Here is a 25,866-nt window from a genome sequence, read left to right as displayed (position 1 = left end):
TCAAGTTCCGCACCCTTGATTTCTATTAAGAATATATAACTTACTGAACTCGTAAGTGGTTTGTTATTGGTGTTGTTGTCGAAGCTTAAGAAATAATATTTTACTTTTAAAATTTATCTTGGCTCTTATTGTATTGGATTTACCTTGCAAACAATACAGAAATATTATCGTGTTGATCGTAGAAAAATCTGCTTTTTAAGATTTATTTTTGAGGCTTATGACGGCATCGCAATATTAACAACAATCGATCCTGGTTCAGGTTTTGTGGTTTTTAATATTTCTTACGGATGTGAAGAGGATGTTGAGATGATTTTGCAGGATCTTAAAAAAGAGATTATGATAGAGCCGGTTGCGAATTTCGATAAATCAAGGGAGGTGTCATGAAAAAAGGATTCTATTTTAGCCTCGTGGTGATAATATCTTTTTGTACGCTTGGACTGGGAGGTATGGGACAAGGGGACGCTATAACAGTGCCTGAGCCTGAAGAAAACTATGCGGTAACTCTTATAGACCAGTCTGACGTGTCAATTGAGCTTGAGAAATTTTCCTGTGACGGGCTGACCTGTCTTATAGGTAAACTAGGCAAGGTTGAAATATCTATAGGCTTTGACAAGATAAACTCTGTTTTTTTTCTATTACAGGATAAGGATGTTAAGGCAAAGGTGAATTTAAAAGACGGGAAGGTTATCGAGCTTATTGTGGACAAGACCAAGCCCTGCTATGGCGTATCTTCATTTGCAGATATCAGGATAGAGATGCAGGATATAAAAAGGATCACTATTCATAGGCAGATATCTGAAAAGGATTAATGAACACTAAATACTTATACATTAATACTATCGGATGTCAGATGAATGTTTACGACTCCGAACAGATTTCAAGAGTATTAAAACCGCTGCGATATAACATGACCTCATCTCCTGAGAAGGCTGATCTGATTATTGCAAATACATGCGCTATAAGGGAAAAGGCGGAGCAGAAAGTATTCAGCTTTTTAGGGCGTGTTGCGCATCTTAAAAGAAAAAAGCCGAATCTTATTTTAGGAGTTGGCGGATGTATGGCACAACAGGAAGGGGCTAAGATGCTGGAACGTGTGCCGTATCTTGACCTTGTTTTCGGGACCCATGCTATCGGCCGTCTGCCGGGCATGATCGAACGGATAGAGGCTAAAAAATGCCGTATTGTGGATGTTGAGATGCCGGAGCTAATAGACGAATCTGTTTTTAGCGCTGTCACAAATGATAAGGACAAGGTTACGAGTTTTGTAACTATAATGCAAGGGTGTGATAATTATTGCACATACTGTGTGGTTCCATTTGTAAGGGGCAGGGAGGCAAGCAGGAGACCTGAAAAAATAATTAGTGAGATCCGCAGCCTTGTTGAATCCGGCATAAAAGAGGTTACCCTCCTTGGCCAGAACGTAAACAGTTTTGGTAAAAAGGAGGAATCGTGCTCATTTCCAGAACTTCTTTCTCTTATTAATGAAATTGACGGTCTTTTAAGAATCAGATTTACCACTTCACACCCAAAGGATCTTTCAGATGATTTAATTTATGCCTTTAAAAACCTTGATAAATTATGCAGGCATATACATTTGCCTGTACAGTCGGGATCGGACAGGATATTAAAAAGGATGAACCGGAAATATGCCAGAGATTATTATCTTGCAAAGGTGGATAAACTGCGAAATATTTGTCCTGACATAGCTATTACCTCTGATTTTATTGTAGGTTTTCCAGGGGAGACCGAGGATGATTTTAATGAAACGCTGGGCCTGATCAAAACAGTGCAATATGATGATATATTTGCGTTTAAGTATTCCGATCGTTCAAAGGTTCCTTCAGCTCTTTTTCGCCACAAGATATCTGAACAGGATAAAAAGGACAGGTTGATGGAATTGTTGAAATCACAGGAGTATTGTACGAAAAAAAAGAACAAAGCTTTGGCAGGATCGACACAACCGGTACTTGTAGAAGGGTTGAGCAAAAAGCAGCTTCAAACCGACGAAAAAAACAAGCATGCCCAATGGACGGGAAGGACATCAACAAACAAAATCGTAAACTTTATCTCAAGCAATGATATTTCGGTACATGATGAAAATTTTTCAGGAAAGATAATTAATGTAAGGATTGAAAAAGCATTAGCCCATTCTCTTCAAGGGGTAAGAATGAAATAACTACTGGTTTGAAAGGAGAAAAATGCTTATGCTGCACAGGGTGAGCATAGCCGGTTTGACCATGGATCCTGCGTCCAACAACCCGATTATTATTTTAAAATCAGAGGAGGACGGTCAGACCATTCCAATATGGATTGGATTACTCGAAGCAACATCCATAGCTTCGAGCATTCAGAATATAAAGTTCGATCGTCCCATGACACACGATCTTTTCAAGAATTTTACCACTATGCTTGATATTGATGTGTTAAAGGTTGAGGTATGTGATTTAAAGGACAATACCTTTTATGCCCGAATATATTTTATCTCCAAAGAGAAAAATTTCAGCATGGATGCCCGTCCGAGCGATGCAATAGCCATTGCTCTGAGGTTTAGCGCTCCTATTTATGTTGATGATGAGGTTATTGCTAAATCAAAGCATGGAGATGTTAAGGCAGAAGCTGTGGACAAAAGCAAAGAAGGAAAAAAATGGGCGGAATATCTTGAACAACTTTCTTCAGAAGATTTCGGCAAATATAAGATATAGGTAACAGGTGTTAAGTGTTAAGGGCAAAAGGCTGAAAGGATTACAGGATTAAGAGGATATAAATAATCTATGATTGATCTTCATACACATTCAATTTTTAGTGATGGGGCTTTGATCCCGTCCGAGCTTGTCAGGCGCGCCGAATTTGCGGGGCTAAAAGGGATCGGGATTACCGACCATGGTGATTTGTCCAATCTCGATTTTATAATTCCCAGGATAGTCGCAATAGCGGAAGAGCTAAATAGAGTTCTAAAGATAAAGGTTATCCCAGGCATAGAAATCACACATGTTCACCCTTCCTTGATAGCTAACAATGTCAGAAAGGCGCGTTCTCTGGGCGCCAAGATCATCATCGTTCATGGCGAAACAATTGTCGAACCGGTCGCTGCCGGCACCAACAGGGCTGCTCTGGAAGCAGATATAGATATACTTGCGCATCCGGGAATGATTAGCGAAGAAGATGTTTTAACAGCAAAAGAAAAGGGGATTTTTTTGGAGATATCGGCACGTAAGGGGCATTCTCTAACCAATGGACATGTTGCAAAGCTTGCCGGTAAAATCGGCGCAAAGCTTGTAATTAATACCGACGCGCATGATCCTGGTGATTTGATCGATAAAAGCATGGCGCAACGCATTGTTTGCGGCGCTGGTTTGACCGAGAATGACTTTGAAATAATGCAGGGGAATGCATCATCTTTTCTATAATTATCTCGTGGATAGTATTGACAAGCTCGTAAAAAGTCAAAAAACACGTCATTGCGAGCAAAGCGAAGCAATCTCATAACACATAAGCCACGAGATCACCGCGCCGCCTTGCTCTTCGCAATGACCAGAATCGACCAAAAGAGACCTTCGTAAAACTCCACAATTTTGATTAAAATTTAGTTTTATGCTTTTAAGTGTAGAAAACAAATTTTATTGATAAAAAAGACCTCGAAAATTCGCTGTTAACCTCTAATAATTTGACTTATCCAATTGTTTTTACTTGATATAACATCTATTTTGTGCTATATTATCTGTTAAAATTTAACCGTAGCCTTAAAGAACCACTTATGCCTATGATACCAAAAACCAAATTACTTTTTGTTGATGATGAAAAAGGTTATCGGGAGAGTTTTTGCCGGTCCATGAGGAGAGAGGAAGCACTTTTGATCGAAACCGCCTCTGACGGTATGGAGGCTTTAAAAAAGCTTAAAACCTTTCCCGCAGAAATTGTTATTACCGACGTCCTGATGCCGGGCATGGATGGGCTGAGCCTGCTAAAAGAAATCAGAGAGCGCTATCCGGACATCTTTGTGTTTGTTGTAACCGGTTACGGCTCAATAGATAATGCGGTTCAGGCCATGAAGTTAGGTGCTTATGACTATATTTTAAAGCCGTTTGACTTTGATGTGGTTAAGCTGGTCTTTAAAAAGATTATTAACCATAAAAGGATTTTGCAGGAAAATATTTTTTCAGAAAAGGAGCTGAAAAAAGGGTATTGCTTTAAAAATATCATAGGACGGGATCCCAAAATGTACAGGGTATTCCAGATGATTACAGATGTAGCTAAAACCAACGCTACAGTCTTAATCACCGGAGAAAGTGGGACAGGCAAGGAGCTGGTTGCTGAAGCAATACACCATTGCAGTCTTCGAAGAGAGAATAGCTTGATTGCGGTGAACTGCGCGGCAATTACCGAGACACTTATCAACAGTGAACTGTTTGGTCATGAGAAGGGGGCCTTTACAGGCGCAACATCTCAAAAAAAAGGGCATTTTGAACTTGCCGACGGAGGGACTATTTTCCTGGACGAGATCGGCGATATCCCGCTGCCGACACAGACATCCCTTTTGCGTGTCCTTGAATTAAAAGAATTTCAGCGTGTAGGCGGCACCAGGACCGTTAAGGTGGACATCAGGGTTGTTTGCGCAACCAACAAAGATCTCTCCGAAAAGGTTAAGGAAAATCTTTTCAGGGAAGACCTGTTTTACCGGATTGATGTGGTTTCCATTCACATCCCCCCGCTTCGGGAAAGAAAATCCGATATACCTCTGCTGGCAAGTTTCTTTATGAAAAAATATTGCACGGAAACAAAAAAGAAGATTATCCGTATATCCGGAGCAGCTATGAGAATGTTGACTGAACACAATTGGCCCGGCAATGTCAGGGAGTTGTCAAATGTTATTGAGCGAGCTGTTATTTTTTGTAAAGGAAGTGAGATCATTCCAGATAGCCTGCCGGAAGATATTAAAAAAGGTTCTCAAGCAAAGGTTTTTGGACTCAGACTCTCTTCAAGGTCGCTTCCCCGCGCAGAATCGACACTGATCCGTAGAGTCCTGGAGGAAACAAACTGGAATCTGAAGCAGGCAGCTAAGGAATTGGATATCGCCAGGGGAACTCTGTACAGCAAGATGAAGAAATACGGGATAGATAAACCTTAAGGATCTGTTTCCCTTAACCCCCACAGCCTGATTTGGCATCTGAATTGCATCCTGTTTATCAAAGAAAGACAATGGACATTCCACTATCAGCCCCTCCCCGCATTCGGAGCCATCGACAAGGAGTGGTGTTTTTCTTGAATTTATCGGCTTTAAAGGAGCTTTTTTTATGTCAGATCACTTCGCAACAGAGACAGCAAAGGATGAGATCCTCCTCGACCTGATTGACCATTCTCTTCCCAAAGCAGAGGCGACCTTGATTCACAGGGTCCTGGAAGAAACAAACTGGAACCTGAAAAAAGCGGCGATGAAGCTTGAAATTGCTCGCGGCACATTGTACAGCAAAATAAAAAAATACAATATCAAAAGGCCTGCTATGCCTGTCCCCCTCTGAATGAATCGCAAGATAAATTCCTTATTCACAGGTTTCCGCATATTATTCAAATATTCTATCCATCCTAATAATCCATTAATCTACCCATTCAGCATCTTCCATGCTTTGGCTCCACTAATCATTAATCGCTTAGCCCATGTCGATTATTGAACACCCCTGCATTTCAACTTTTATAATTTAATATCAAGTTGTTATCCAGTCAGATCGCCACAGAACATCTATCATGTGTGATGTGTTTTGAACACTATCCCCTTTTTTTATGGGCGAAAAGAGCCTACTCTTTCAAGACCAACCTAAGTGAGATATAACCTGTTGATATTCCAAGAATTTTTGTAGATTAGCGCCGCCGGCATGATAGTTGCTATTTACAAAGATAAAACCCCAATACAGGTTTTTTGTTGTTCGACCAACACCAGGAAAGGAGATGGCCCAATGATTAATATAGATAATACGGATAATCAGCCTAAAATTCTAATTGTAGACGACGATCCTGTTTCCCATATTATTTTGGAAGGATATCTCCAACCCGATAATTATCAGATACATTACGTTGCCGGCGGCGAAAAAGCATTGAAATTGGTCAAAGATATCAAGCCGGATCTGGTTATTCTCGATATCATGATGCCGGGGATTTCAGGATTTGATGTTTGCAAGATATTAAAAAACGACAAGGCTACCTGTGATATTCCTGTTATTTTTACTACCGCTCTTTCAGATCCTTATTCTCATGAAATGGGGATTGAGTCTGGGGCAGAGGGATTTATAGTCAAGCCTTTTAATCAGGGTTTAATCCGTGCCTACGTAAAGGTATTTATCAAGATGAAAAAAACTTTAGACAATTCCAGGCAGAGATTGGCTCGTAATAAAGACTTTACGAGCATGATCATTCACGATTTAACCAATTTGAATATGGCTATTTCAGGTAATCTCGAACTGGCTATGACGGAGCTTGATGAATCCGCAAGCGCCAAGAACTATATGAGAAAAGCCTTATATATCCTTAAAAGCTCAAGCAAAATGCTTGAAAAAGCTCAGGACATAACATGCTTTAAATCAACCGTGAGCAACATGGATTTTAATCCTGTCAATCTTATCGACCTGATAAAGAAGGCTTCAGGGCTCTTTGAGACAGAGATGGAATCAAAGAATCTAAGATTTGATCTGCAAAAATCCGATCCTGTCCTTGTCCGTGGAGACAGCGGCTTACTACTGCGGGTATTGGTAAATCTTATAGGTAACGCCATTGAATCTTCCCAGACTGGAACCGAAATCGATATCGCAGTCACAAAGAAAAAAGAGGAAACAAAAGGCCCTGTTCAGTATGTGGAATTAACTGTTTCCAACCAGTGCAGCCCTATCCCGGAAAAATACCATAAAATGATCTTTGAAAGATTCAAACAGGCTCCAAACAGAGGAACGATAAGGCAAGGCCATGGCCTTGGCCTTGCCTTTTGCAAGCTGGTCATAGAATCACATAAAGGAAGAATCTGGGTTGAGTCTCCTCTGCCCGGAGAGGAAGGGGGCGTTGCGGTTCATTTTACATTGCCGGGTGCATTAATGGAAGAGGCTGGTCTGGAACTTAAAAGAGGTGTAAAATTTAAGAAAGCAACAAATCTTACCAAGCGAGACCTTTGCATAACCCCGGTATTGTCATTGCGGTTAGCCAAAGCTCCGAACGTAGCGAAGGGGGCAAGCAAAGCAATTTCATCACTGATAAGCCACAAGATTGCCACGTCGCCTTGCTCCTTGCAATGACCAGAATTGACCAAAATGAGGGTTGTGCAAAGCTCTCTAAATCGGAGGTCCTGCATTTCGAGACCTTTGCAAAACGCCCCCTTTTGCCCAATTTCGGCGTCAGGCTCAAATTTTAAGCCTCGAAATACTCAATGTATTCCTACGTTTAAGATTTTCGCCTTCCTTGAACTTGAACAAAATTGAGCATTTTTCAAAGGTCTCATTTCGCGGAAGAAAAATAATATGATGGCTATTCCAAAATACTTTGCTGCATTTGTTTTTATTATAGCGGTTCTCTTTTATGATAATTTATTTGCTTTATCAAAAAATGAGATACAACAAAACGAGTGTTTGCCATGCCATGAAATTGTTTACGAGAAAGGTATTTCCAGTCTTTATCAACAGTCGCCTTTTGAAAAAATAGAATGCGTTATATGCCATTTGAAAGGTGAAAGCATTACACCTGTTCGATATAAGAGCTCCGTTAATTTCGATATAGAGGAACCTATGATTTTATCCAGTCCTGATTATCTGGAAGAGCATACAATTTTTCTGAAGGGATTTGTCAGGAACGCCATGTATGACATTAATATTATGCTTAGTGATATGTCAAAAAACACGTTAAGGAAAGAATTTAAAGGGATGACCCCTGCAAAAGTTCAGAACATAAAAACAGATGATGAGAGGCCGCCTGTGATATCAGGAATCAAGGTCGGCCCCATAAAAAAGGCGATATTTCTTGAGACTACCATAACCTGGGATACTGATAAGCCGTCAACCTCTTATCTGCAGTACTGGATTCGTGAGCAATCCCGGAACAATGTCTCAGAGGATAACACTCTGACCAAGCATCACCGGGTAACACTGTATGGTCTGGTGGCAGGGAAGAACTATCACCTTCGCGTAGTGTCGCGGGATATGTTTGGCAATGAAGTTATATCTGAGGATATGGTTTTTAATACAGCAACAACCTCAAAGAGTTTTGAAGTTGAGACAACAGATAATATAGAACAAGTGGGGCAGTAGAATTAGCGGTAAACAGGATGGACATATCTTTATGCTTAATTCGGCGTTTGGTTTACACCTGGAGACCACAAAGCCCGTAAATGTATGTATAGAGTATATCAAGGTGGATGACCCAGCTGTGATAAATAATCCGCAAATTGAATCAGTTTCAGCCCTTAGAGACCGATGCCCGGAATTGAGGTCTGGAAAGGAGCTGACCATTGAGGTCTGTTATCAATGCCACTCGCCGGAGGATCTGGGATTGACCCATCCTGTCGGGGTTGTTCTAAAAGGAACAATGAAAACTCCAAATGATTTGCCGGTATTGAAAGGCAATATAATCACCTGCGTTACTTGTCATAACGTCCACGGAGCAAACCGACCGTATCTTGCTCGACAGGAGATGACCCATGATGTTTGTGTCTCCTGTCATGACGAGTATTGAAAAACATGATAGATATTATCTGAGTAAATTAATATACCAGGATATCAGACCAGGTCCGAAAAAGATATAGGTAGCGGCGCCTATAGATAGAAACGGGCCGAACGGCACGGCGATTTTCATTCCCTTTTTCGTGCGCAACATGATTGTGATTCCGACAAGAGTTCCGATAAGAGATGAAAAAAAGATTGTAAAGAGTATGCCTTTCCAGCCAATGATTGTTCCAATCATAGCCATGAGCTTTATGTCTCCGCCTCCCATGCCTTCGGCCTTTTTAATTAGATAATAGATACACCCAACCAGCAGGAGACTTCCTCCTCCGGCAAGCAGCCCCAGCAGAGATCCCTTGTATGTTATTGACGGAAGGGCAAAGGATGCCAGGAAACCGGCTGGTATGCCGGGAATAGTTATTATATCCGGTATGATCTGATGATCAATGTCGATAAAGGTTATTACGAGCAGAGTTGTAATAAAGGCAAAGTAAACAAGTGCTTCGAGGGTAGGCCCAAACTTGAGAAATGTGCAGAGCGCAAAAGCGCCGCTTATAATTTCCACAAGTGGATAACGGAACGATATCGGCTTATTACAATAGCGGCATCGTCCTTTAAGCAGGAGATAGCTTAAAACAGGAATATTATCGTAGAATCGTATTATACTGCCGCAATCCGGACAGATTGAACGAAGTGGATCAATGATTGATTTTGAGGCCGGCAGCCTGTATATACATACATTTACAAAGCTTCCTATGCACATGCCGAACATGAAAATTATTATTTGGATCAGGTAAGAAAACATTTTATTTATTCCTCAATCAAAATTTTAAATATTATAAGTATGTTTCATTTAAAAATCAAGATTGATATTGTCAAAGATAAATTATGTTTTATATTATTAGTTTTGAGTTTAAACTCTTTGCCTTTAAATAACCCTGAGCTTTTTTAAGCGGTTGTGAAGGGGAATACATTATAAGGAGAAATTATGGCTGAATCTGACAGAGATGACCTTATCAGCATTATTGACGGAGATGGAAAGGATGCTGACATACCTTCTGTTTTACCTTTAATGCCTGTTCGTGATGTAGTGATTTTTAATGATATGTTGCTTCCTCTTTTTGTTGGGCGTGAAAAATCGGTGCGTGCCGTAGAAGAGGCTGTAACAAAGGACAGTTTTTTAATGCTGGTTACCCAGAAAGATCCAAGTGTTGAAAGCCCAAAGCCCGGTGAAATTTACAAGGTTGGAACCGTCAGCCGTATTCTTCGCATGTTAAAACTTCCTGACGGCAGTGTTAAAGCCCTTGTGCAGGGAGTTTCCAAAGCCCGGATTGTAAAATATGTAAAAAGGAAGGATTTCTATATTGTAAAAATTGAAATTATTCCTGAAAATCCTGTAAAAAAAATAAACCTTGAAACCGAGGCTATGATGAGGAATGTCCGGGGTAATTCCAAGAAAATCCTGGCGCTCCGCGGGGAATTAACAGGAGATGTGAGCAGTATTCTGGAAAGCATAGATGATCCAGGCAAGCTCGCAGATCTTGTTGCCTCGAATTTAAAGCTGAAAATAAAAGAATCGCAGGCTTTGCTGGAGCATATTGATCCTGTAAAACGCCTCAACAAAATAAACGATCTGCTTTCCCGTGAAGTTGAGCTTTCATCCATCCAGGCCAAGATTCAGTCTGACGTCAGGGAAGAAATTTCTAAAAATCAGAGAGATTATTTTTTAAGGGAGCAGGTGAGGGCTATCCATAAGGAATTGGGCGAACAGGATGAAAGGAAACAGGAAATAGCCGAGTACAGCAAAAATATCAAAAAAGCAAGGATGTCAAAAGAGGCGGAAAAAGAGGCGAAAAAGCAGCTAAAACGGCTGGAACAGATGCATCCTGATTCTGCGGAAGCTTCGGTAATACGAACTTACCTGGACTGGCTTGTTGATATGCCATGGAGCATAACGACCAAAGATGTAATCAATATAAAGAACGCAAAAAAGCTGCTTGATGCGGACCATTATGCCCTTGACAAGGTAAAGGATCGCGTGCTGGAATATTTAAGCGTTCGCAAGCTTAACCCGGACAGCAAAGGCCCGATTCTTTGCTTTGTCGGCCCCCCGGGCGTTGGAAAGACCTCGATGGGCCGTTCAATTGCCAATGCCATGAAACGAAAATTTGCTCGGATTTCTTTGGGCGGCATACATGATGAAGCAGAAATAAGGGGTCACCGTCGCACATATATAGGGGCTTTACCCGGACGCATATTACAGGGCTTGAAACAGTGCGGCACAAGGAATCCTGTTTTTATGATGGACGAGATCGACAAAATCGGAGCTGATTTTCGAGGCGATCCATCTTCTGCTCTTTTAGAGGCTTTTGACCCTGAGCAGAATTTTAGTTTTAGCGACCACTATCTTAACCTGCCTTTTGATCTGTCAAAGGTTATATTTGTACTTACAGCAAACCTGACGGATACTATCCCTTCAGCTCTTCTGGACAGGATGGAGATTATTTCAGTTTCCGGATATATGGAAGAGGAAAAAAGGATAATCGCCGAAAAGTACCTTTTGCCTCGGCAGATAAAGGAAAACGGTTTAAAGCCCAAAACCATGAATATCAGCACAGGGGCGTTGGAGCAATTAATCAGAGAATACACGTCAGAGGCAGGCTTAAGAAACCTTGAACGGGAGATAGGAAGCATATGCCGAAAAGTGGCCCGCAAAATAGCCGAAGGGGAAAAAAGTCCTTTTAATATCACAAAAACCAACCTGCAAAAATATATGGGTGTGCCGAAATATTTCCCTGAAATGGATCAGGAAAACAGTCAGGTCGGCTTGTCTACAGGCCTTGCCTGGACACAGGCCGGCGGTGAGGTCCTGTATGTGGAAGCTTCTTTGATCAGGGGAAAAGGTGATTTGATTGTAACAGGACAGCTTGGAGATGTAATGCAGGAGTCTGCTCGTGCGGCCGTTACTTATGCCAGGTCAAATCTTGGTTTGTATAAAATAAAGGAAAACCTGTTTGAAAATCATGATGTGCATATCCATGTTCCGGCAGGCGCTATACCCAAAGATGGGCCGTCTGCAGGCATTGCAATGGCTACAGCCCTTATTTCCGCCATGACTAATAAGCCGATTTGCAAAGATGTTGCCATGACAGGTGAAATTACCCTTAGAGGGAGGGTCCTTCCCATAGGTGGTTTAAAGGAAAAATCTCTTGGAGCTTTAAGGGCCGGAATCCATACTGTTATATTGCCCGAGAAGAACAGAAAGGATCTGGCCGAGATCCCGGCGAATGTAAAACGTAAGATAAAATTCATTCCTGTAAGCAACATGGATGAAGTCCTTAGCATAGCCCTTGAAAAGCAAAAGAAATCAAAGCAACCGGCAAATAAATGAAAATACTTGCTGTTGATACTGCCGTAAAAAGTTGCAGCGTTGCGATAATTGATAAAGAATCCTTGCTGGCCGAGGTTACTCTGGGCGTTGAACAAACACATTCAAAGCATTTAATGGAAATGATAAACACCACGGTTGAATTATCGGGTATTATTATTTCCGAACTGGACGGATTTGCCGTAACCAGAGGCCCTGGAAGTTTTACAGGTCTTCGAATAGGAATAAGTTCAATAAAGGGGCTGGCTGCGGCAACCCGCAAACCCTTGGTAGGTGTTTCAAGCCTTGATGCGCTTGCCATGCAGTGTTTTTTTTCTCAACACCTCATCTGTCCTCTTTTAGATGCCTGCAGGGGGGATGTCTATTTTTCACATTACAGATTTAACAACGGTATTTTAAAAAAAGAGATTGACGAGCAGGTTCTGCCTGTTGGAGAAGCTGTTTGTGATATTAATGAAGAGTGTATATTTGTTGGAAACGGTGCGTTTGTTTATCAAAAAATTATCAGGGATAAGTTGGGAGGTCTTGCACATTTTGCCTTGCCCCATCAAACCACTATTCGGGCTTCGACGATAGCAAACATCGGCAGGCATAGATTTGAAAACAATGATACGGATGATATAAGCGATTTTGTACCCTTCTACATGCGAAAAGCATATGCAGATCTAAGCAGCAACAGCAGCAAAAGCTCTCATTGACATTATTGTTTGATATGATAATATAATTAAATGAATAATTTTTCTTTTTCCGATCCACCCGGGCAAACAGCATTTCCTGTGGCAAAAGCCGGGTATTCTTTTATTTTAGCCTCAGCATTTATAACTGCTGTGTTTGCTTTGTTGGGACTGACTTTTTTGTCTTTGACAGGGCTTGCGGTTACCATTTTTATCTGCTATTTTTTTAGAGATCCGGATCGGGTTACTCCCAATAAGAACGGCGCAGTTGTTTCGCCCGCAGATGGAAAGATTGTTGAAGCGTGTATCAAGGATAGCAGCCCGTATTTTGAAGGCCGTTGTCTTAAGGTAAGCATCTTCATGACGGTGTTTAATGTCCATGTAAATCGCATTCCGCATGAAGGGACGGTTGAAAAAATAAATTATTATCCAGGAAAATTTATTTCCGCAAATTTCAACAAGGCATCAACAGATAATGAACGAAATGCGGTTTTTATTAAAACAGACCAGGGGAAAAAATATTGTGTTGTCCAGATCGCAGGGCTGATTGCCAGGCGAATTATCTGCAAGGTTCATGATGGCGACCAAATGGCCCGCGGGCAACGTTTTGGTATGATATGCTTTGGCTCACGGCTTGATGTTTATTTGCCTGATGACACAAAGTTAAACGTGTGCATTGAAGACAGGGTAAAAGCAGGGACATCAATATTGGGATATCTGACATGAAAAGAAGAAAAATTAGAAAAAAGGACTTTCGTCGCGGGATATATATTCTGCCGAACATCTTTACTTCTCTTAATATTTTTTGCGGCTTTTATGCAATTATATCTTCGATAGATGGTAAATATATTGCAGCGTCTATAGCGATAATGATTGCGGTTGTGTTTGATACGTTAGACGGTAAGATAGCCAGGATTACAAAAACCACAAGCAGATTCGGCGTGGAATACGACTCTCTTTCAGATCTTATATCCTTTGGTCTTGCTCCAGGGTTAATGATCTACCTGTGGGCGCTTAAACCTCTTGGGAGGATCGGATGGCTTGCTGCATTTCTTTTTATGACGTGCGGAGCCCTGAGGCTGGCACGTTTCAATACACAGACAGGCAGTATCAGCGGCGAGTATTTTGTCGGTCTTCCAATACCGGCTGCAGCGGGCATGCTTGCCGCAACCATCCTGTTCTGTCACAGGTTCGACATAGCGGTGGATGCGAATCCAGTGGTAATTCTTGTAATGCTTTACATGCTTGCCTTTTTAATGGTTAGTACGATTAAATATAATAGCTTCAAAAAGAATTCAGAAATTTCTCGAACGATGAATTTTAATGTTCTGGTTACTGCGATACTGATATTGATTTTTATCGCTGCTCAGCCGCCTATTGCCCTGTTTCTTTTAGGGATTGCCTATATTGTCTCAGGTCCTGTCACTACAATAAGGTATCATAAACTTATAAAACAAAAAGAAGCCGAATTTCACGAAACAGATATGCACGACACAAAGCCTGTTTAATTAAGGATGTAAATATCAGGAGTCAGGTGTCTTGTGTCGGGTTTCAGGTTGTCGGCTATTGGGGGAGCATAGCATCATGTCAAAAGAATATAGAATTTCAGTTATTCCGGGTGATGGAACAGGCCCGGAAGTTATAACAGAAGGCATTAAAGTAATTGAAACAGTGGCGGATAAATGCGGTTTTATCTGCAAATTTACACATTACAATATCGGCGGTGAGCATTATAAAGAAACCGGAGAGATCCTGCCGGACAAGGTTCTTGAGTCGCTTGCGCTGTCGGACGCAATATACCTGGGTGCCATTGGTCATCCTGATGTTAAACCTGGTATTCTTGAAAAGGGCATACTTTTGAAACTCAGGTTCCATTTTGACCAGTATATCAACTTAAGGCCTGTTAAGCTGTATGAAGGGGTTAATACTCCGTTAAAGGACAAAGGGCCTGAAGATATTGACTTTGTTGTAGTGCGTGAGAATACGGAAGGCCTTTACGTGGGCGCGGGCGGCTGCTTAAAGTTCGGGACCGCTGATGAAGTGGCAATTCAGGAATCGATAAATACACGCAAGGGAGTGGAAAGATGCATAAGATATGCCTTTGAATGTTGCAGAAAACGCAACAAGGCAAAAAAGTTAACTCTTTGCGGAAAAACCAATGTGCTGACCTTTGCATTTGATTTATGGGAACGCACCTTTAATGAGGTTGCAAAAGAATACCCGGACATTGAAACAGATTATGCGCATGTTGATGCTGTCTGTATGTGGATGGTAAAAAATCCTGAGTGGTTCGATGTTATTGTTACTGATAACATGTTTGGGGATATTATTACAGATCTGGCTGCAATTATACAGGGCGGCATGGGGATTGCGGCAGGAGGAAACATCAACCCCGAGGGTGTTTCAATGTTCGAGCCGATCGGCGGATCTGCCCCCAAGTACACAGGCAAGCAGGTAATCAATCCGATTGCCGCTATTTTAGCGGCTAAACTTATGCTTGAAACATTAGGTGAGAATAAGGCGGCATCTTTGATAGAAGGGGCGGTAACAAAGGTTCTTCGAGACGATCTAAAGGATGTTGCAGCAGGGAAGATGGGATTTACGACAAAAGAGGTCGGCGACCTTGTGTCAGAATATATTAAAGGGGAAGGTAATCGTGTCTGAGAAGAAATTTAATGTTGCAGTGGCAGGAGCTACAGGCGCTGTCGGGAACCAGATGATAGCCTGCCTGGAAGAGAGGAACTTTCCTGTCAAGTCTATTAAGCTTTTGGCTTCCAGTCGATCAGTCGGCCGCAAGCTTTATTTTAGAGGGGATTTAGTGGAAGTTGAAGAGTTGAATAAAAATTCTTTCAGAGGCGTGGACATCGCCCTTTTTTCGGCAGGCGGGGGTATAAGTAAAAAATTTGCGCCAATTGCCGCAAAGGACGGGTGTGTTGTTATTGATAATTCCAGCGCCTGGCGGATGGATCCGGAAGTTCCTCTTGTTGTTCCTGAAGTTAATCCTCATGCAGTTGCTGCATATACAAACAAAGGTATTATTGCAAATCCGAACTGTTCTACAATCCAGATGGTTGTTGCTCTTGGTCCTATTTACAAAAAATGCGGAATAAAGAGGATTGTGGTTTCAACATATCAGGCTGTATCCGGCACTGGAAAGAAAGCAATTAATGAACTTTTTGACCAGACAAGATCCATGATAAATTTCATCGATTACAAGATAAATGTATATCCACACAGGATAGCCTTTAACTGTCTTCCCCACATAGATGTGTTTCTGGATAATGGATATACCAAAGAAGAAATGAAGATGGTAAATGAGACAAGAAAAATCCTGGAAGACTATAATATAGGGGTCACGGCGACAACGGTTCGTGTTCCAGTGTTTTTCGGCCATTCTGAATCGATTAATATTGAAACCGTAAAGCATATTACGGCTGCTGAAGTAAGGTCTCTTCTTGAAAATGCGTCTGGTGTTAAGGTTGTGGATGATCCTGCAAAGAATGTTTATCCGCTGGCTGTTGATGCCGCTGGTCAGGATTTGACACTTGTGGGCCGCATCAGGGAAGATGAATCGATTCCAAACGGGATAAATATGTGGGTTGTTGCCGATAATATAAGGAAGGGAGCTGCAACCAACACGGTTCAGATAGCGGAAATCCTGGCGGAAAATTATTTATAAAGATCGAAAATGGGGTTTAAATGGAGAGAGTACCAATTACAAAAGCTGGTTACGAGAAACTAAAAAAAGAGCTGGAATATCTTCGACAGGTTGAGCGACCCCAAAACATAAAAGCCATTGAAGAAGCTCGCGCGCATGGAGATCTTAGCGAAAATGCGGAGTTTGAAGCGGCAAAGAACAGGCAGAGTTTTATTGAAGGCCGGATAGGTGAATTAGGATATAAGCTGGCCAATGCTGATATCATTAATCCTGATACACTTACCAAGGATTGTGCTGTATTCGGCTGCACTGTTTTGCTTGAAAATATAGATAATGAAGAGAATGTAAAATATCAGCTTGTGGGGCCGGACGAATCAAGTATCGAGGAAGGTCGAATATCAGTATCCTCACCACTTGGCAGAGCGATTGTGGGAAAAAAACCAGGAGACGAGATCCAGCTTCAGGCTCCTGGTGGAAAAAGATTTTATGAATTGGTAGAGATATTGTAGCGTTAGTCGAGTAGTTAAATAGTCGAGTCGTCGAGTTGTAAGAGTCTTTGAACCACTCGACCAATCAACCGGTTGACCAAACTTAGTTCATAATGGAGGGTTTTATTTTGGCACGTATTACAATTGAAGATTGCCTGGAAAAGGTACCAAACCGTTTTTTGCTGTGCAACATGGCTGCAAAGCGCGTTAGGCAGATTAGCGAAGGTTCCGAATATCTGGTAAGTTCGCCGAAAAACGAAGACATTGTTATTGCCCTTAGAGAAATTGCCGCCGGCAAGGTAGTTCTAAGGCAAGATAAAGAAAAAAAGTAACCGTAAACTGTTTTCAATATCCAAAATGCTTGAATCGTTGCATAGTTCATTGAGAAACCTGTGAACTGTGAACCGACAACCGTGAACGGTTATTTTTTGTCAAAACCCGGCTATATATATAAGATGTTGAACAGGTTTGTTGGTAAAGCCCTGCATAAATATAATATGATATCTGATGGAGATAGAATATTAGTGGGGCTCTCCGGAGGAAAAGACAGTCTTACTCTCCTGACGATTTTAAAGGAACGTCAGCCTCGAATTCCCATAAAATATGAGCTGTTTGCTGTTTGTGTTGATCCCGGGTTTGAGGGAGGCCATAGTAAAGCCCTTGCAGGTTATTGCGATAAAAACGGCTTCAAGCTCATCGTAGAGTATACAGATTATGGAATTCTGGCTCATAGCCCGACAAATAGAGAAAATCCCTGTTTTTTGTGTTCAAGGTTACGCAGGAAACGGCTTTTTGAAATTGCCGATGAGCTTGGATGCAACAAGCTGGCCTTAGGGCATAATAAGGACGATATCATTGAGACACTGTTCTTAAATATGTGTTATTCAGGTGAGATTAGCACCATGGTTCCTTCCCAGTCTTTTTTTCAGGGAAGGTTCACGGTAATAAGGCCCCTTGCATTTGCGGATGAGAATATCATAAGCCGTTTTGCCGGTGAAAAAGGGTTTCCAGCCTTTGTCAATCCATGCCCTTCAGCGAAAGTATCTAAACGACAGGAAATAAAAACTCTTTTAAGGCAGTTATACACCAGCAATAAAAAGATAAAAGGAAATATTTTCAGGGCCATGAGCCATGTGAATACAGACTATTTATTGAAGTAGGGTAACACCTAAATGAAAGATATCCAGGACCAACACGATTTTCGCAATATACCTGTTGACAAGGTGGGGATAAAAGATATTCGATATCCCATCACGGTTCTTGACCGGAAGAACGGTTTTCAGCATACTATTGCTTCAATCAACATGTATGTGGACCTGCCTGAGAGATACAAAGGGACGCACATGAGCCGTTTTGTTGAGCTGCTCCATCTATTTCGATCTGAGATTTCTTTGAAAAAAATTTCAGATATTCTTGACCAGATGAAGAAGCATTTAAAAGCGGCTTCGGCGCATATTGAGATCACATTTCCTTATTTTATTGAAAAAAAAGCCCCTATAAGTAATTCTCCCGGACTCATGGACTATACATGCAGGATCATCGGATCAAGCGGCCATGACGGCAGACTAGACCTTGTATCAGAAGTAATAGTTCCTGTTTCTTCTGTTTGTCCCTGCTCAAAGGAAATAAGCGATACAGGCGCTCATAATCAGCGGGGAGAAGTGAGGCTCAGCACAAGATTTAAGAAATTTATCTGGATAGAAGATATGATAGAGCTGGTGGAGAAATCTGCGTCATGTGAAGTATATTCTGTGTTAAAACGTGTTGATGAAAAGCATGTAACTGAACAGGGCTTTTCAAACCCTAAGTTTGTTGAGGATATTGTTCGGGATGTCGCTGAAAAGCTGAAAAAAGACGGAAATGTTACCTGGTTTTCCGTAAGCGCTGAAAATTTTGAGTCGATCCACAACCATAATGCGTATGCATTCATTGCAAGCGGAAGAAGATAATTACACTTTTACATCCCTTAACATGTGCAAGGTGCTTCAAACTTTCGCCAAGATTTCTTTAATCTTTGCCATTATGGTCGTGGGTTCAAACGGCTTGACGACGAAATCGTTTGCACCTGCTTTAATCGCGTCGATGATGCGGTTCCGCTCGCCTTCGGTTGTGCACATAATGATAGGAACATTGTTTCCGCTTGCGCGAATCTTTTTCACAGCCTCAATCCCGGTCATGTTAGGCATGACCCAGTCCATTATTACCAGGTCCGGATTCTCTTCAGCGACTTTTTCTACAGCCATTGCTCCGTCCATGGCCTGCACTATAGTTTGTACACCAGCCTCATTCAGGGTTTTGACAAGGACATGACGCATTAACGCGGAATCGTCAGCTACCAGAACTTTCATGAGTTAACACCTTTCTTAATAATAGTTTTTTATTGGATTGAAACCCTCTGCAGTCCCGCCCAGCGGGCTTCGACTGTAAGGAGGTTTTTGCCCCCCCCTTATTTGATTCGCTTGCTAACCCCGTTTACCTTCGGAGGGCCTCAGGTGGACGTGGAATGCGCTCGCTTTTGCTGTTCAAAAGTAACATGGAGTGTAAACGGACCCAGGTCGCTTGTAAAGGGGACTTTAAACCATGTTGACTTTGAAGGGTACTGAACAACATATTCGTTGCCACTTAACACTGTCGGAAGGCCCAGGTCAACCGGAGGGCCGTCGTCTGAAGATAACTTTTTTTTAGCTCCGCCGGCAACCATATTTACCAGCTCCGCAACACCATCAGCCACAAGATCATCAACGACCCGCGTCTCGGAACCGAGCATACGATTAATAATAGCAAGCACGGTTTTCACTGGAAAAGTGAGTGCAACATTACCTCGAACCGGTCCGCTTAAACCGATAAGGGCTGTAATGTACCCTGGATTTACCGTGCTATCAGCGAGCCCGGTCTTCCCGGGAGTTGCCTTGCAACCCAGCATGGATACAAACAGGTTTTGGACACTTTCTATAAAAGGATTTATATGCTCTGCCTTCATTTCCGGGTTTTGCCTTATTCCCCTGCTTGCAATGCAACTGTTTTTATTATTCCGTTTCTTGGGGATAGCATGGCACCTCTTGTTCCACTTGTCTCAGTACAACCTTTTCGCCGGATAGAACAGCTTCCAGCGGCCCCGTGAACACCTTGTTTGCCAGCACCTTGTAGCCTGCGACGCATAAAATTGTCCCCGGATACAGCAATCCCCTGATTAATATGTGCGGTTTTGCGCGGGCGCGAGAATCAGCTTCGATTTTTTGCATCTCTGCTTTTACTTTTTCAACAGCCTCTTCCGCCTTTAAAAGCCTTTTTGTGGCAGCTTCACGTTCATCTAGCGAAAGCTCTTTCTGTTTGACCATCATCGGATCTAACAATTTGTGTATTCGCTCCACCTCTGCCTGAAGAGGCACGAGTTCCTTTTCCCTGGCTGCTATTTTAGCCGGGAGCAAATAGTCCTCGGCAACAACAAGTTCAGTGATTGCATGCCCGTTATTACCTACCTCTCTTGCAACGATACCACCAAGCGCTGTTATGCTCCCTCCAACCAGTTGCCCATCCGGGATGATCACCGCACCTTGTGCCTTTAGCGTGGACTGCATGATCTTATCCTTGACCACAATATCCCCCTTGGATTCAATGTGCCCCCCCAGGATATAGGTCGTCTTGATACCACCCTCGACCTTGATTTTTCGATCCTCCCCGCCGGCTATTCCCTTACCTACAATTAGATTTCCACCTGCATGAATAATTGCCGACTTCAGGGCTCCTTTAATCTCGATAGTATCACCAGTGGTGATCTTTGCGCCCGCCGTTACATCTCCCTCAATCACGAGCGATCCCGGATAATTCAGGTGGCCGTGTGTTATATCCACATCCCCGGATATTGTTTTTTCTGTGTTAACAGCGAGCACCCCTGAAACCCACTTAACACGGCCCCTTCTGGTCGCAAAATATTCCACTCTGTCATTTTTCTTCTGGACTTCGACATTCAACCCCGGGCGTATCTCAGCAGATTTTGGTTGGCGCGCTGCAATAGGTTTTCCAAACACGTTGCAGCCCTCCTGACCTTCCTTTGGGAGTGTGACGTATGCCAGAAGCTGGCCATTTTCGACTACCGGTCGTTCTGTCTGGAGCATATAGTCTCCATTTGTCGATTTTTTATCGACCATGGACCCTTTATCGAAAAAATCGCCGGCCCATTTGATAGTTTCGTCTATCGGTGGAACCGGTGGTCTGCCTTCGACGATAGGCATTTCACTTATACGAGTAGTTCCGCTTTTTATTGACCAGCGCAGGAGTGTTTCCAGTTCTTCCTCGCGTGGAATGGGGGTTACGCCGGCAGCTTCGAGCTCTTGCTTGATATGGGGTACAATCTCATTGGGATTGGTCTCTGATATGGTGCAGTCAAGCATAACCGCCATGTCGTCATCGGTGATACGCAGCTCGAATTTAGACTGATCTTCTACCATAACACCTTTTAAATATCCGCCATTCCCCTTGGCGAATGGCAAAATCATTATGCTCCTGATACTACCCGCACAAGAAAAAACAAGCTCTCTTCAACCCGCAATATGGAAGGGAAGGAAAAATAAAATAAATATAAGAAGAATTGAACTTGTATGTCAATTAAAATAATGCTGCAACAACATATTTTGGTAACGGGTATCAGACTGTCGGAGATTCTCAAAACACCGGAGCTTGTCGATGTCAAAAATAAAGCTATTCAAACAGGGGTAAGGGGGAATTGGCAAATTGTCACGGTTTTGCACGTCACCTCTTGCAGGCCAATTACGACGTTCGGACGATTCAACAAATATTGGGGCATAGCGATGTGCGAGCCACAATGATTTATACACACACGATTAAGAGTCAGACTACTAATTCCACCCTGACCGCACAGACCTTGAATCCCGGTATTCGAGATACCGGGTCGAGGGTGTCGCTGGTCAAAATATTGGCCGCCGCTTCCCCAAAATGAAACGGAATAAAGACAATTCCCTCCGGGCTTTTCCTGGTAAGGCAGGCGCGAGTGGTAATCTCTCCTCGCCGTGATGTTATTTTAACCATACTGCCGTCTGCTATCCCCTTTTTTTCCGCATCTAACGGATTAATCTCCGTGATTGCTTCGGGAGAAATCGAGTTAAGCCCCTCGACCTTGCGGGTCATGGTGCCGCTGTTGTAATGGTAAAGGACTCTTCCTGTTGAAAGAAGAAAAGGATATTCTTCATTTGGAAGTTCATCCGAGAGGATGAATTCCACGGATTGAAACAATCCTTTTCCACGGGTAAAACTACCTTTATGCAGATACGGAGTGCCCGGATGTTCCCGGTTCGGGCATGGCCACTGGAGACTATTCTTGTTGAGACGTTCATAGTGAATTCCACCGTAAATCGGCACAAGACAGGCGATTTCCTCCATGATCTCTTCAGGATCATTGTAATTCATAGGCATTCCCATCTTTTCAGACAGGCTGCAGATTATCTTCCAATCAGGTCTGGAATCCCCCAAGGGGGCTAATCCCTGCCTCACCCGTTGGACTCGCCTTTCCGTATTGGTAAAAGTACCCTCTTTTTCAGCAAAACTGGTAGCAGGAAGGACCACATTGGCCAGTTTTGCCGTTTCTGTCATAAAGATATCCTGAACCACCAGAAAATCTAATTTTTTCAGAGCCGCTTCTACATCTTTTGAGTTGGGATCGCTCACAACGGGATTTTCTCCCATGATGTACATCCCTTTTATCTTTCCTTCCAGAATGGCAGACCACATGTCTGTTACAGCCATGCCTGGTTTTGGCGGAAGTTTCTTGCCCCAGGCATCTTCGAATTTTCCGACGATCTCCTGGTCGGAAACAGACTGGTAACCAGGGAGTACATCTGGAAGGGCGCCCATATCGCAGGCCCCCTGCACATTGTTTTGACCTCGCAGCGGGTTAACCCCGCCCCCTTCGATTCCAACGTTTCCACACAACATGGCGAGATTGGCAATCGATTTAACATTGTCAGTGCCAAATGCGTGCTGGGTGATGCCCATGGCATATGCAATAGACCCTCTTCCGGCTTTGGCATAAAGACGTGCGGCCTTTCTCAAATCTTCAGACGGTATACCGGTGATCAATTCAACAAATTCCGGGTTGTATCGCATTACCGTCTCTTTCAAGGCCATAAAGTTTTCTGTTTTGTCTGCCACATAAGAGATATCATACAGTTCTTCATCTATAATTACATGCATCATTCCGTTTAACCAGACCACATCCGTACCAGGCTTTGGACGGAGCCAGATTTCAGCATACTGCACCATTTCTATCTCCCGGGGATCGACCACAATCAGTTTTGTTCCGTTTTCCTGTATGGCCTTTATCATCCCAAGGGCTATGACGGGGTGATTTTCAGTGGGATTGCTCCCTGTAAGGAGGATTACATCAGCCTTTTTAAAATCGGCTATCGGGTTGGTCATTGCCCCGCTCCCAAAAGACTGGGCTAAACCGGCCACTGTAGACGCGTGACAGAGCCGCGCACAGTGGTCCACATTGTTGGTGCCAACCACTGCGCGCATAAATTTCTGCATAAGATAATTTTCCTCATTGGTGCACTTCGCCGAACTCAAACCAGCCAAGCTGTCAGGATCATTATCCCTTATTTCCAAAAACTTTTGGGCGACATGAGAGATCACATCTTCCCAGCTTGCCTCCCAAAAATATCCCCTTTTTCGGATAAGCGGTTTTTTTAACCGATCCGGATGACGAACAAATTCATTTCCAAATCTCCCCTTTACACAGAGATTCCCAAAATTGGGGCCATCTTCAGGATCAGCGGTTACTTCAACAATTGAGTTTCCTTTCATGTTCAAGTCAATGGTACATCCGCAACCGCAGAACGGGCAGACTGTTTTGACTTTTTTGATTTCACCGGGGACAACAGGAAAGTCGACCGATTTTTTTGTCAGAGCGCCGGCTGGACAGTTATCCACGCAAGCGCCGCAAGAAACGCACCTGTCGTTAATTATAATGGCAATGCGTTCGGGGAATCCGTTTTCGTCAAACCCGGTCCCCTCTAATTCCAATGCACCATATTCACAGCTATTCTTGCAACGCTGGCAGAATATACACTTGTTCGGATCAATAATAATAAAAGGATGATGGCTGTCGATTCCGTACTGGCGCCTACGCAGCATTTCGGACACAGGAAACCTCACCCCATATTCTATGGATAATTCACGCAATTTACATTTAGAAAGAGCTGCGCATCCACACTGCAAGCATCGTTTCGATTCCCGAAACGCGGTCTCCTCAGTAAATCCCAATTCGATCTCATCAAAATCCCGGACGCGTCTTTCCGGCGCCCTTACAGGCATCTTTTCTCCCAGGCCGATCGGAATACCTTCAAAGTTATGCAGATCAATATCTTCGAACTTTTTACCTTTTGTGAAATTGATCTGCCGTTTGGGATGGTATAAGGGTTTTTTTCTAAGATATATATCGATTGATCTGGCCGCCTTTCTTCCCCCATTGATTGCCTGGATAACCGTTCTTGGGCCGCGTACCACGTCACCTCCTGCAAAGACTCCCTTCTCCGAAGTCTGAAGCGTTTGAGGAACGGCAACAATAGTTCCCCCGGGAAGGACATGCGGTTTCACCCCTTCATCCAACATCTCCATCCAGGAAAGATCAGGGGTCTGTCCGGTCGCTACAATCACATTATCTACTTCACAGGTCTCTTCGGATCCCGGATCAGGAATCGGCCAGCGCTTTCCACTCTTATCCGGCTGACTCAACTTCATACGGACTGTTTCAAGCCTGAGAAAATCTTTCTCTTTCTTTATCTTTGTAACCCCTGTCATAAATATAAACTTGACACCCTCTTTTTCGGCTTCAATGACTTCTCGATGGCTTGCCGGCATTTCCATCATCGAACGTTGATATATGACGACAACTTCATCCAGGTCCATCCTTACACATGTCCTGGCCGTATCTACGGCTATGTCAACCCCTCCGATCACGGCTACCCTCTGGCCTATGGACGGCATCTGTCCAAGGCTTATACTCTTGAGAAAATCAATACCTGAAATAACCCCTTCAATGTTCTCTCCATCGATACCCAACTGTTCATTCTGCCAGGCGCCGATACCGATAAAAATAGCCTTAAAACCATCCTCCTTAAGGCTCTTAATGGTAAAGTCAACTCCCAGCCTCTTTCCGGTTTGTGGGCGAACACCTGCTCTGAGTATATCCTCTATCTCTTTGTTAACGATCTTTCTGGGAAGACGAAATTCCGGAATCCCATAACGAAGCATTCCGCCTAATTGAGGCATTGCCTCGAATATAGTTACCTCATGCCCCATATGGGCCGTATAATAAGCAGCGGAGAGCCCGGCAGGCCCACCACCGATCACCGCAACACTGTGTCCGGAAGATGGGAGAGGAGGCAAAGCACGCGTTTCTTTGTGATAGATAGAAAAATCCGCCACAAATCGCTTTAGATGATTAATAGAGAGGCATTCGTCCACCAGGATACGGCGGCATCGAGTTTCACAAAAATGTGGGCAGACCCTTCCAACGGAAAGAGGAAGGGGATTCTTCTCTTTGATAAGTTTCAGGGCTTCTGTAAACTCACCCTTTGCAATTCTATTGAGATAACCCTGAATGTTAATACCGGCTGGACATGTCAGAGAACAGGGTGCAATACAATCGCCATAATGTCGCGACAGCATCCGTTCTAAAACATCTTGTCTTGCTTTTATAACCCGATCGCTTTGAGAAGTTACCACCATGCCGCCTTCCACAAGGGTGGAACAGGCATGAACCAATTCTTCTCTTCCATCGACTTCGACAACACATATTCCGCAAGGGTGCTCGTTGTCTTTGCCGGGCATATAACACAGCGTTGGGATAAAAATTCCAGCCTTGAGTGCGGCATCCAATATTATTGTGCCAAGATCAACCCATAACGTCCGGCCATCAATTTTTATTTCTAACTTAGCCATTTTGTGATTGTTG

25 protein-coding genes and 1 pseudogene are annotated in these 25,866 nt (G+C 43.1%); 21 read left to right on the top strand and 5 right to left on the bottom strand.

All coding sequences use genetic code 11. From position 1 onward, the window contains the following. Window positions 1-144: 144 nt before the first annotated feature. The 10 genes from VMW78_03540 (at window position 145) to VMW78_03495 (ending at window position 8,700) form a co-directional block, all read left to right on the top strand. A complete protein-coding gene (locus VMW78_03540; GenBank protein HUV50080.1) occupies window positions 145-384 on the top strand; it encodes a DUF4911 domain-containing protein in 240 nt (79 codons plus the stop codon). Next, window positions 381-809, top strand: a complete 429-nt coding sequence (locus tag VMW78_03535) for a hypothetical protein (protein ID HUV50079.1) — start codon at window positions 381-383, stop codon at window positions 807-809. Before VMW78_03540 ends, VMW78_03535 begins: the two co-directional genes overlap by 4 nt. Further along, a complete protein-coding gene (gene miaB / locus VMW78_03530) occupies window positions 809-2,176 on the top strand; it encodes a tRNA (N6-isopentenyl adenosine(37)-C2)-methylthiotransferase MiaB (GenBank protein ID HUV50078.1) in 1,368 nt (455 codons plus the stop codon). The genes VMW78_03535 and miaB overlap by 1 nt, the downstream gene beginning before the upstream one ends. A gap of 28 nt (window positions 2,177-2,204) precedes the next feature. After that, window positions 2,205-2,702, top strand: a complete 498-nt coding sequence (locus tag VMW78_03525) for a bifunctional nuclease family protein (protein HUV50077.1) — start codon at window positions 2,205-2,207, stop codon at window positions 2,700-2,702. Window positions 2,703-2,771: 69 nt separating this feature from the next. Continuing rightward, window positions 2,772-3,407: a histidinol phosphate phosphatase domain-containing protein gene (locus VMW78_03520; GenBank protein HUV50076.1), complete on the top strand. Its 636-nt coding sequence runs from the start codon at window positions 2,772-2,774 to the stop codon at window positions 3,405-3,407. Between the two features lie 347 nt (window positions 3,408-3,754). Next, window positions 3,755-5,125: a sigma-54 dependent transcriptional regulator gene (locus VMW78_03515; GenBank protein ID HUV50075.1), complete on the top strand. Its 1,371-nt coding sequence runs from the start codon at window positions 3,755-3,757 to the stop codon at window positions 5,123-5,125. Between the two features lie 166 nt (window positions 5,126-5,291). Continuing rightward, a complete protein-coding gene (locus VMW78_03510) occupies window positions 5,292-5,516 on the top strand; it encodes a helix-turn-helix domain-containing protein (GenBank protein ID HUV50074.1) in 225 nt (74 codons plus the stop codon). Window positions 5,517-5,948: 432 nt separating this feature from the next. Beyond that, a complete protein-coding gene (locus VMW78_03505) occupies window positions 5,949-7,271 on the top strand; it encodes a hybrid sensor histidine kinase/response regulator (GenBank protein ID HUV50073.1) in 1,323 nt (440 codons plus the stop codon). Window positions 7,272-7,493: 222 nt separating this feature from the next. Further along, window positions 7,494-8,276, top strand: a complete 783-nt coding sequence (locus tag VMW78_03500; protein HUV50072.1) for a fibronectin type III domain-containing protein — start codon at window positions 7,494-7,496, stop codon at window positions 8,274-8,276. A gap of 31 nt (window positions 8,277-8,307) precedes the next feature. Then, window positions 8,308-8,700 (top strand): cytochrome c3 family protein, encoded by a 393-nt coding sequence (locus tag VMW78_03495; GenBank protein HUV50071.1) that lies wholly within the window; start codon window positions 8,308-8,310, stop codon window positions 8,698-8,700. Window positions 8,701-8,715: 15 nt separating this feature from the next. Here the strand turns inward: VMW78_03495 and VMW78_03490 are convergent, their stop codons facing one another. Then, complete coding sequence (locus VMW78_03490) at window positions 8,716-9,492, bottom strand: prepilin peptidase (protein ID HUV50070.1); 777 nt, start codon at window positions 9,490-9,492, stop codon at window positions 8,716-8,718. A gap of 183 nt (window positions 9,493-9,675) precedes the next feature. On the opposite strand from VMW78_03490, the gene lon reads away from it, so the two are divergent. The 10 genes from lon to folE2 all read left to right on the top strand — a co-directional run bounded on the left by lon (window position 9,676) and on the right by folE2 (window position 18,844). Next, window positions 9,676-12,078: an endopeptidase La gene (gene lon / locus VMW78_03485; GenBank protein ID HUV50069.1), complete on the top strand. Its 2,403-nt coding sequence runs from the start codon at window positions 9,676-9,678 to the stop codon at window positions 12,076-12,078. Beyond that, window positions 12,075-12,773 carry a tRNA (adenosine(37)-N6)-threonylcarbamoyltransferase complex dimerization subunit type 1 TsaB gene (tsaB, locus tag VMW78_03480; GenBank protein ID HUV50068.1) on the top strand — a complete coding sequence of 233 codons (699 nt, stop codon included), beginning with the start codon at window positions 12,075-12,077 and terminating at the stop codon, window positions 12,771-12,773. The genes lon and tsaB overlap by 4 nt, the downstream gene beginning before the upstream one ends. A gap of 30 nt (window positions 12,774-12,803) precedes the next feature. After that, entirely contained in the window at window positions 12,804-13,475 is a 672-nt protein-coding gene (locus VMW78_03475; GenBank protein ID HUV50067.1) for a phosphatidylserine decarboxylase family protein, read from the top strand. After that, complete coding sequence (gene pssA, locus VMW78_03470; GenBank protein ID HUV50066.1) at window positions 13,472-14,257, top strand: CDP-diacylglycerol--serine O-phosphatidyltransferase; 786 nt, start codon at window positions 13,472-13,474, stop codon at window positions 14,255-14,257. The genes VMW78_03475 and pssA overlap by 4 nt, the downstream gene beginning before the upstream one ends. A gap of 76 nt (window positions 14,258-14,333) precedes the next feature. Then, window positions 14,334-15,413: a 3-isopropylmalate dehydrogenase gene (locus VMW78_03465; protein HUV50065.1), complete on the top strand. Its 1,080-nt coding sequence runs from the start codon at window positions 14,334-14,336 to the stop codon at window positions 15,411-15,413. After that, complete coding sequence (locus VMW78_03460; protein ID HUV50064.1) at window positions 15,406-16,428, top strand: aspartate-semialdehyde dehydrogenase; 1,023 nt, start codon at window positions 15,406-15,408, stop codon at window positions 16,426-16,428. The genes VMW78_03465 and VMW78_03460 overlap by 8 nt, the downstream gene beginning before the upstream one ends. Before the next feature lie 20 nt (window positions 16,429-16,448). Continuing rightward, window positions 16,449-16,916 carry a transcription elongation factor GreA gene (gene greA, locus VMW78_03455; protein HUV50063.1) on the top strand — a complete coding sequence of 156 codons (468 nt, stop codon included), beginning with the start codon at window positions 16,449-16,451 and terminating at the stop codon, window positions 16,914-16,916. 107 nt (window positions 16,917-17,023) lie between these two features. Continuing rightward, window positions 17,024-17,227 (top strand): DNA-directed RNA polymerase subunit omega, encoded by a 204-nt coding sequence (gene rpoZ, locus VMW78_03450; protein ID HUV50062.1) that lies wholly within the window; start codon window positions 17,024-17,026, stop codon window positions 17,225-17,227. Window positions 17,228-17,287: 60 nt separating this feature from the next. Then, a complete protein-coding gene (locus tag VMW78_03445; GenBank protein ID HUV50061.1) occupies window positions 17,288-18,055 on the top strand; it encodes an ATP-binding protein in 768 nt (255 codons plus the stop codon). A gap of 12 nt (window positions 18,056-18,067) precedes the next feature. Continuing rightward, window positions 18,068-18,844: a GTP cyclohydrolase FolE2 gene (gene folE2, locus VMW78_03440; GenBank protein ID HUV50060.1), complete on the top strand. Its 777-nt coding sequence runs from the start codon at window positions 18,068-18,070 to the stop codon at window positions 18,842-18,844. 36 nt (window positions 18,845-18,880) lie between these two features. Here the strand turns inward: folE2 and VMW78_03435 are convergent, their stop codons facing one another. From VMW78_03435 to VMW78_03425, 3 genes are all read right to left on the bottom strand, one after another. Then, complete coding sequence (locus VMW78_03435; GenBank protein HUV50059.1) at window positions 18,881-19,243, bottom strand: response regulator; 363 nt, start codon at window positions 19,241-19,243, stop codon at window positions 18,881-18,883. Between the two features lie 140 nt (window positions 19,244-19,383). Next, window positions 19,384-19,875 carry a chemotaxis protein CheX gene (locus tag VMW78_03430; GenBank protein ID HUV50058.1) on the bottom strand — a complete coding sequence of 164 codons (492 nt, stop codon included), beginning with the start codon at window positions 19,873-19,875 and terminating at the stop codon, window positions 19,384-19,386. A gap of 46 nt (window positions 19,876-19,921) precedes the next feature. Further along, a complete protein-coding gene (locus VMW78_03425; GenBank protein ID HUV50057.1) occupies window positions 19,922-21,391 on the bottom strand; it encodes a FapA family protein in 1,470 nt (489 codons plus the stop codon). Window positions 21,392-21,630: 239 nt separating this feature from the next. Here VMW78_03425 and VMW78_03420 point away from each other — a divergent pair. Next, window positions 21,631-21,738: pseudogene (locus VMW78_03420) on the top strand (tyrosine-type recombinase/integrase). A 5-nt stretch (window positions 21,739-21,743) separates the two neighbouring features. Here the strand turns inward: VMW78_03420 and fdhF are convergent. Next, window positions 21,744-25,853: a formate dehydrogenase subunit alpha gene (gene fdhF / locus VMW78_03415; GenBank protein ID HUV50056.1), complete on the bottom strand. Its 4,110-nt coding sequence runs from the start codon at window positions 25,851-25,853 to the stop codon at window positions 21,744-21,746. Window positions 25,854-25,866: the final 13 nt, after the last annotated feature.

The sequence above is a fragment of the Anaerolineae bacterium genome (assembly GCA_035529315.1).
GTDB lineage: Bacteria > Desulfobacterota > Desulfobacteria > Desulfobacterales > ETH-SRB1 > Desulfaltia.
This window is presented reverse-complemented; position numbering and strand designations above follow the sequence as displayed.

Excerpts from the sequence above, each read along its gene's own strand:
- folE2 (HUV50060.1), top strand. The coding sequence starts at position 18,068 with ATGAAAGATATCCAGGACCAACACGATTTTCGCAATATACCTGTTGAC.
- greA (HUV50063.1), top strand. The coding sequence starts at position 16,449 with ATGGAGAGAGTACCAATTACAAAAGCTGGTTACGAGAAACTAAAAAAA.
- miaB (HUV50078.1), top strand. The coding sequence starts at position 809 with ATGAACACTAAATACTTATACATTAATACTATCGGATGTCAGATGAAT.
- VMW78_03520 (HUV50076.1), top strand. The coding sequence starts at position 2,772 with ATGATTGATCTTCATACACATTCAATTTTTAGTGATGGGGCTTTGATC.
- VMW78_03525 (HUV50077.1), top strand. The coding sequence starts at position 2,205 with ATGCTGCACAGGGTGAGCATAGCCGGTTTGACCATGGATCCTGCGTCC.
- lon (HUV50069.1), top strand. The coding sequence starts at position 9,676 with ATGGCTGAATCTGACAGAGATGACCTTATCAGCATTATTGACGGAGAT.
- VMW78_03425 (HUV50057.1), bottom strand. The coding sequence starts at position 21,391 with ATGATTTTGCCATTCGCCAAGGGGAATGGCGGATATTTAAAAGGTGTT.
- VMW78_03475 (HUV50067.1), top strand. The coding sequence starts at position 12,804 with ATGAATAATTTTTCTTTTTCCGATCCACCCGGGCAAACAGCATTTCCT.
- tsaB (HUV50068.1), top strand. The coding sequence starts at position 12,075 with ATGAAAATACTTGCTGTTGATACTGCCGTAAAAAGTTGCAGCGTTGCG.
- VMW78_03435 (HUV50059.1), bottom strand. The coding sequence starts at position 19,243 with ATGAAAGTTCTGGTAGCTGACGATTCCGCGTTAATGCGTCATGTCCTT.
- pssA (HUV50066.1), top strand. The coding sequence starts at position 13,472 with ATGAAAAGAAGAAAAATTAGAAAAAAGGACTTTCGTCGCGGGATATAT.
- VMW78_03465 (HUV50065.1), top strand. The coding sequence starts at position 14,334 with ATGTCAAAAGAATATAGAATTTCAGTTATTCCGGGTGATGGAACAGGC.
- VMW78_03490 (HUV50070.1), bottom strand. The coding sequence starts at position 9,492 with ATGTTTTCTTACCTGATCCAAATAATAATTTTCATGTTCGGCATGTGC.
- VMW78_03430 (HUV50058.1), bottom strand. The coding sequence starts at position 19,875 with ATGAAGGCAGAGCATATAAATCCTTTTATAGAAAGTGTCCAAAACCTG.
- VMW78_03495 (HUV50071.1), top strand. The coding sequence starts at position 8,308 with ATGCTTAATTCGGCGTTTGGTTTACACCTGGAGACCACAAAGCCCGTA.
- fdhF (HUV50056.1), bottom strand. The coding sequence starts at position 25,853 with ATGGCTAAGTTAGAAATAAAAATTGATGGCCGGACGTTATGGGTTGAT.
- VMW78_03505 (HUV50073.1), top strand. The coding sequence starts at position 5,949 with ATGATTAATATAGATAATACGGATAATCAGCCTAAAATTCTAATTGTA.
- VMW78_03535 (HUV50079.1), top strand. The coding sequence starts at position 381 with ATGAAAAAAGGATTCTATTTTAGCCTCGTGGTGATAATATCTTTTTGT.
- VMW78_03515 (HUV50075.1), top strand. The coding sequence starts at position 3,755 with ATGCCTATGATACCAAAAACCAAATTACTTTTTGTTGATGATGAAAAA.
- VMW78_03500 (HUV50072.1), top strand. The coding sequence starts at position 7,494 with ATGATGGCTATTCCAAAATACTTTGCTGCATTTGTTTTTATTATAGCG.
- VMW78_03510 (HUV50074.1), top strand. The coding sequence starts at position 5,292 with ATGTCAGATCACTTCGCAACAGAGACAGCAAAGGATGAGATCCTCCTC.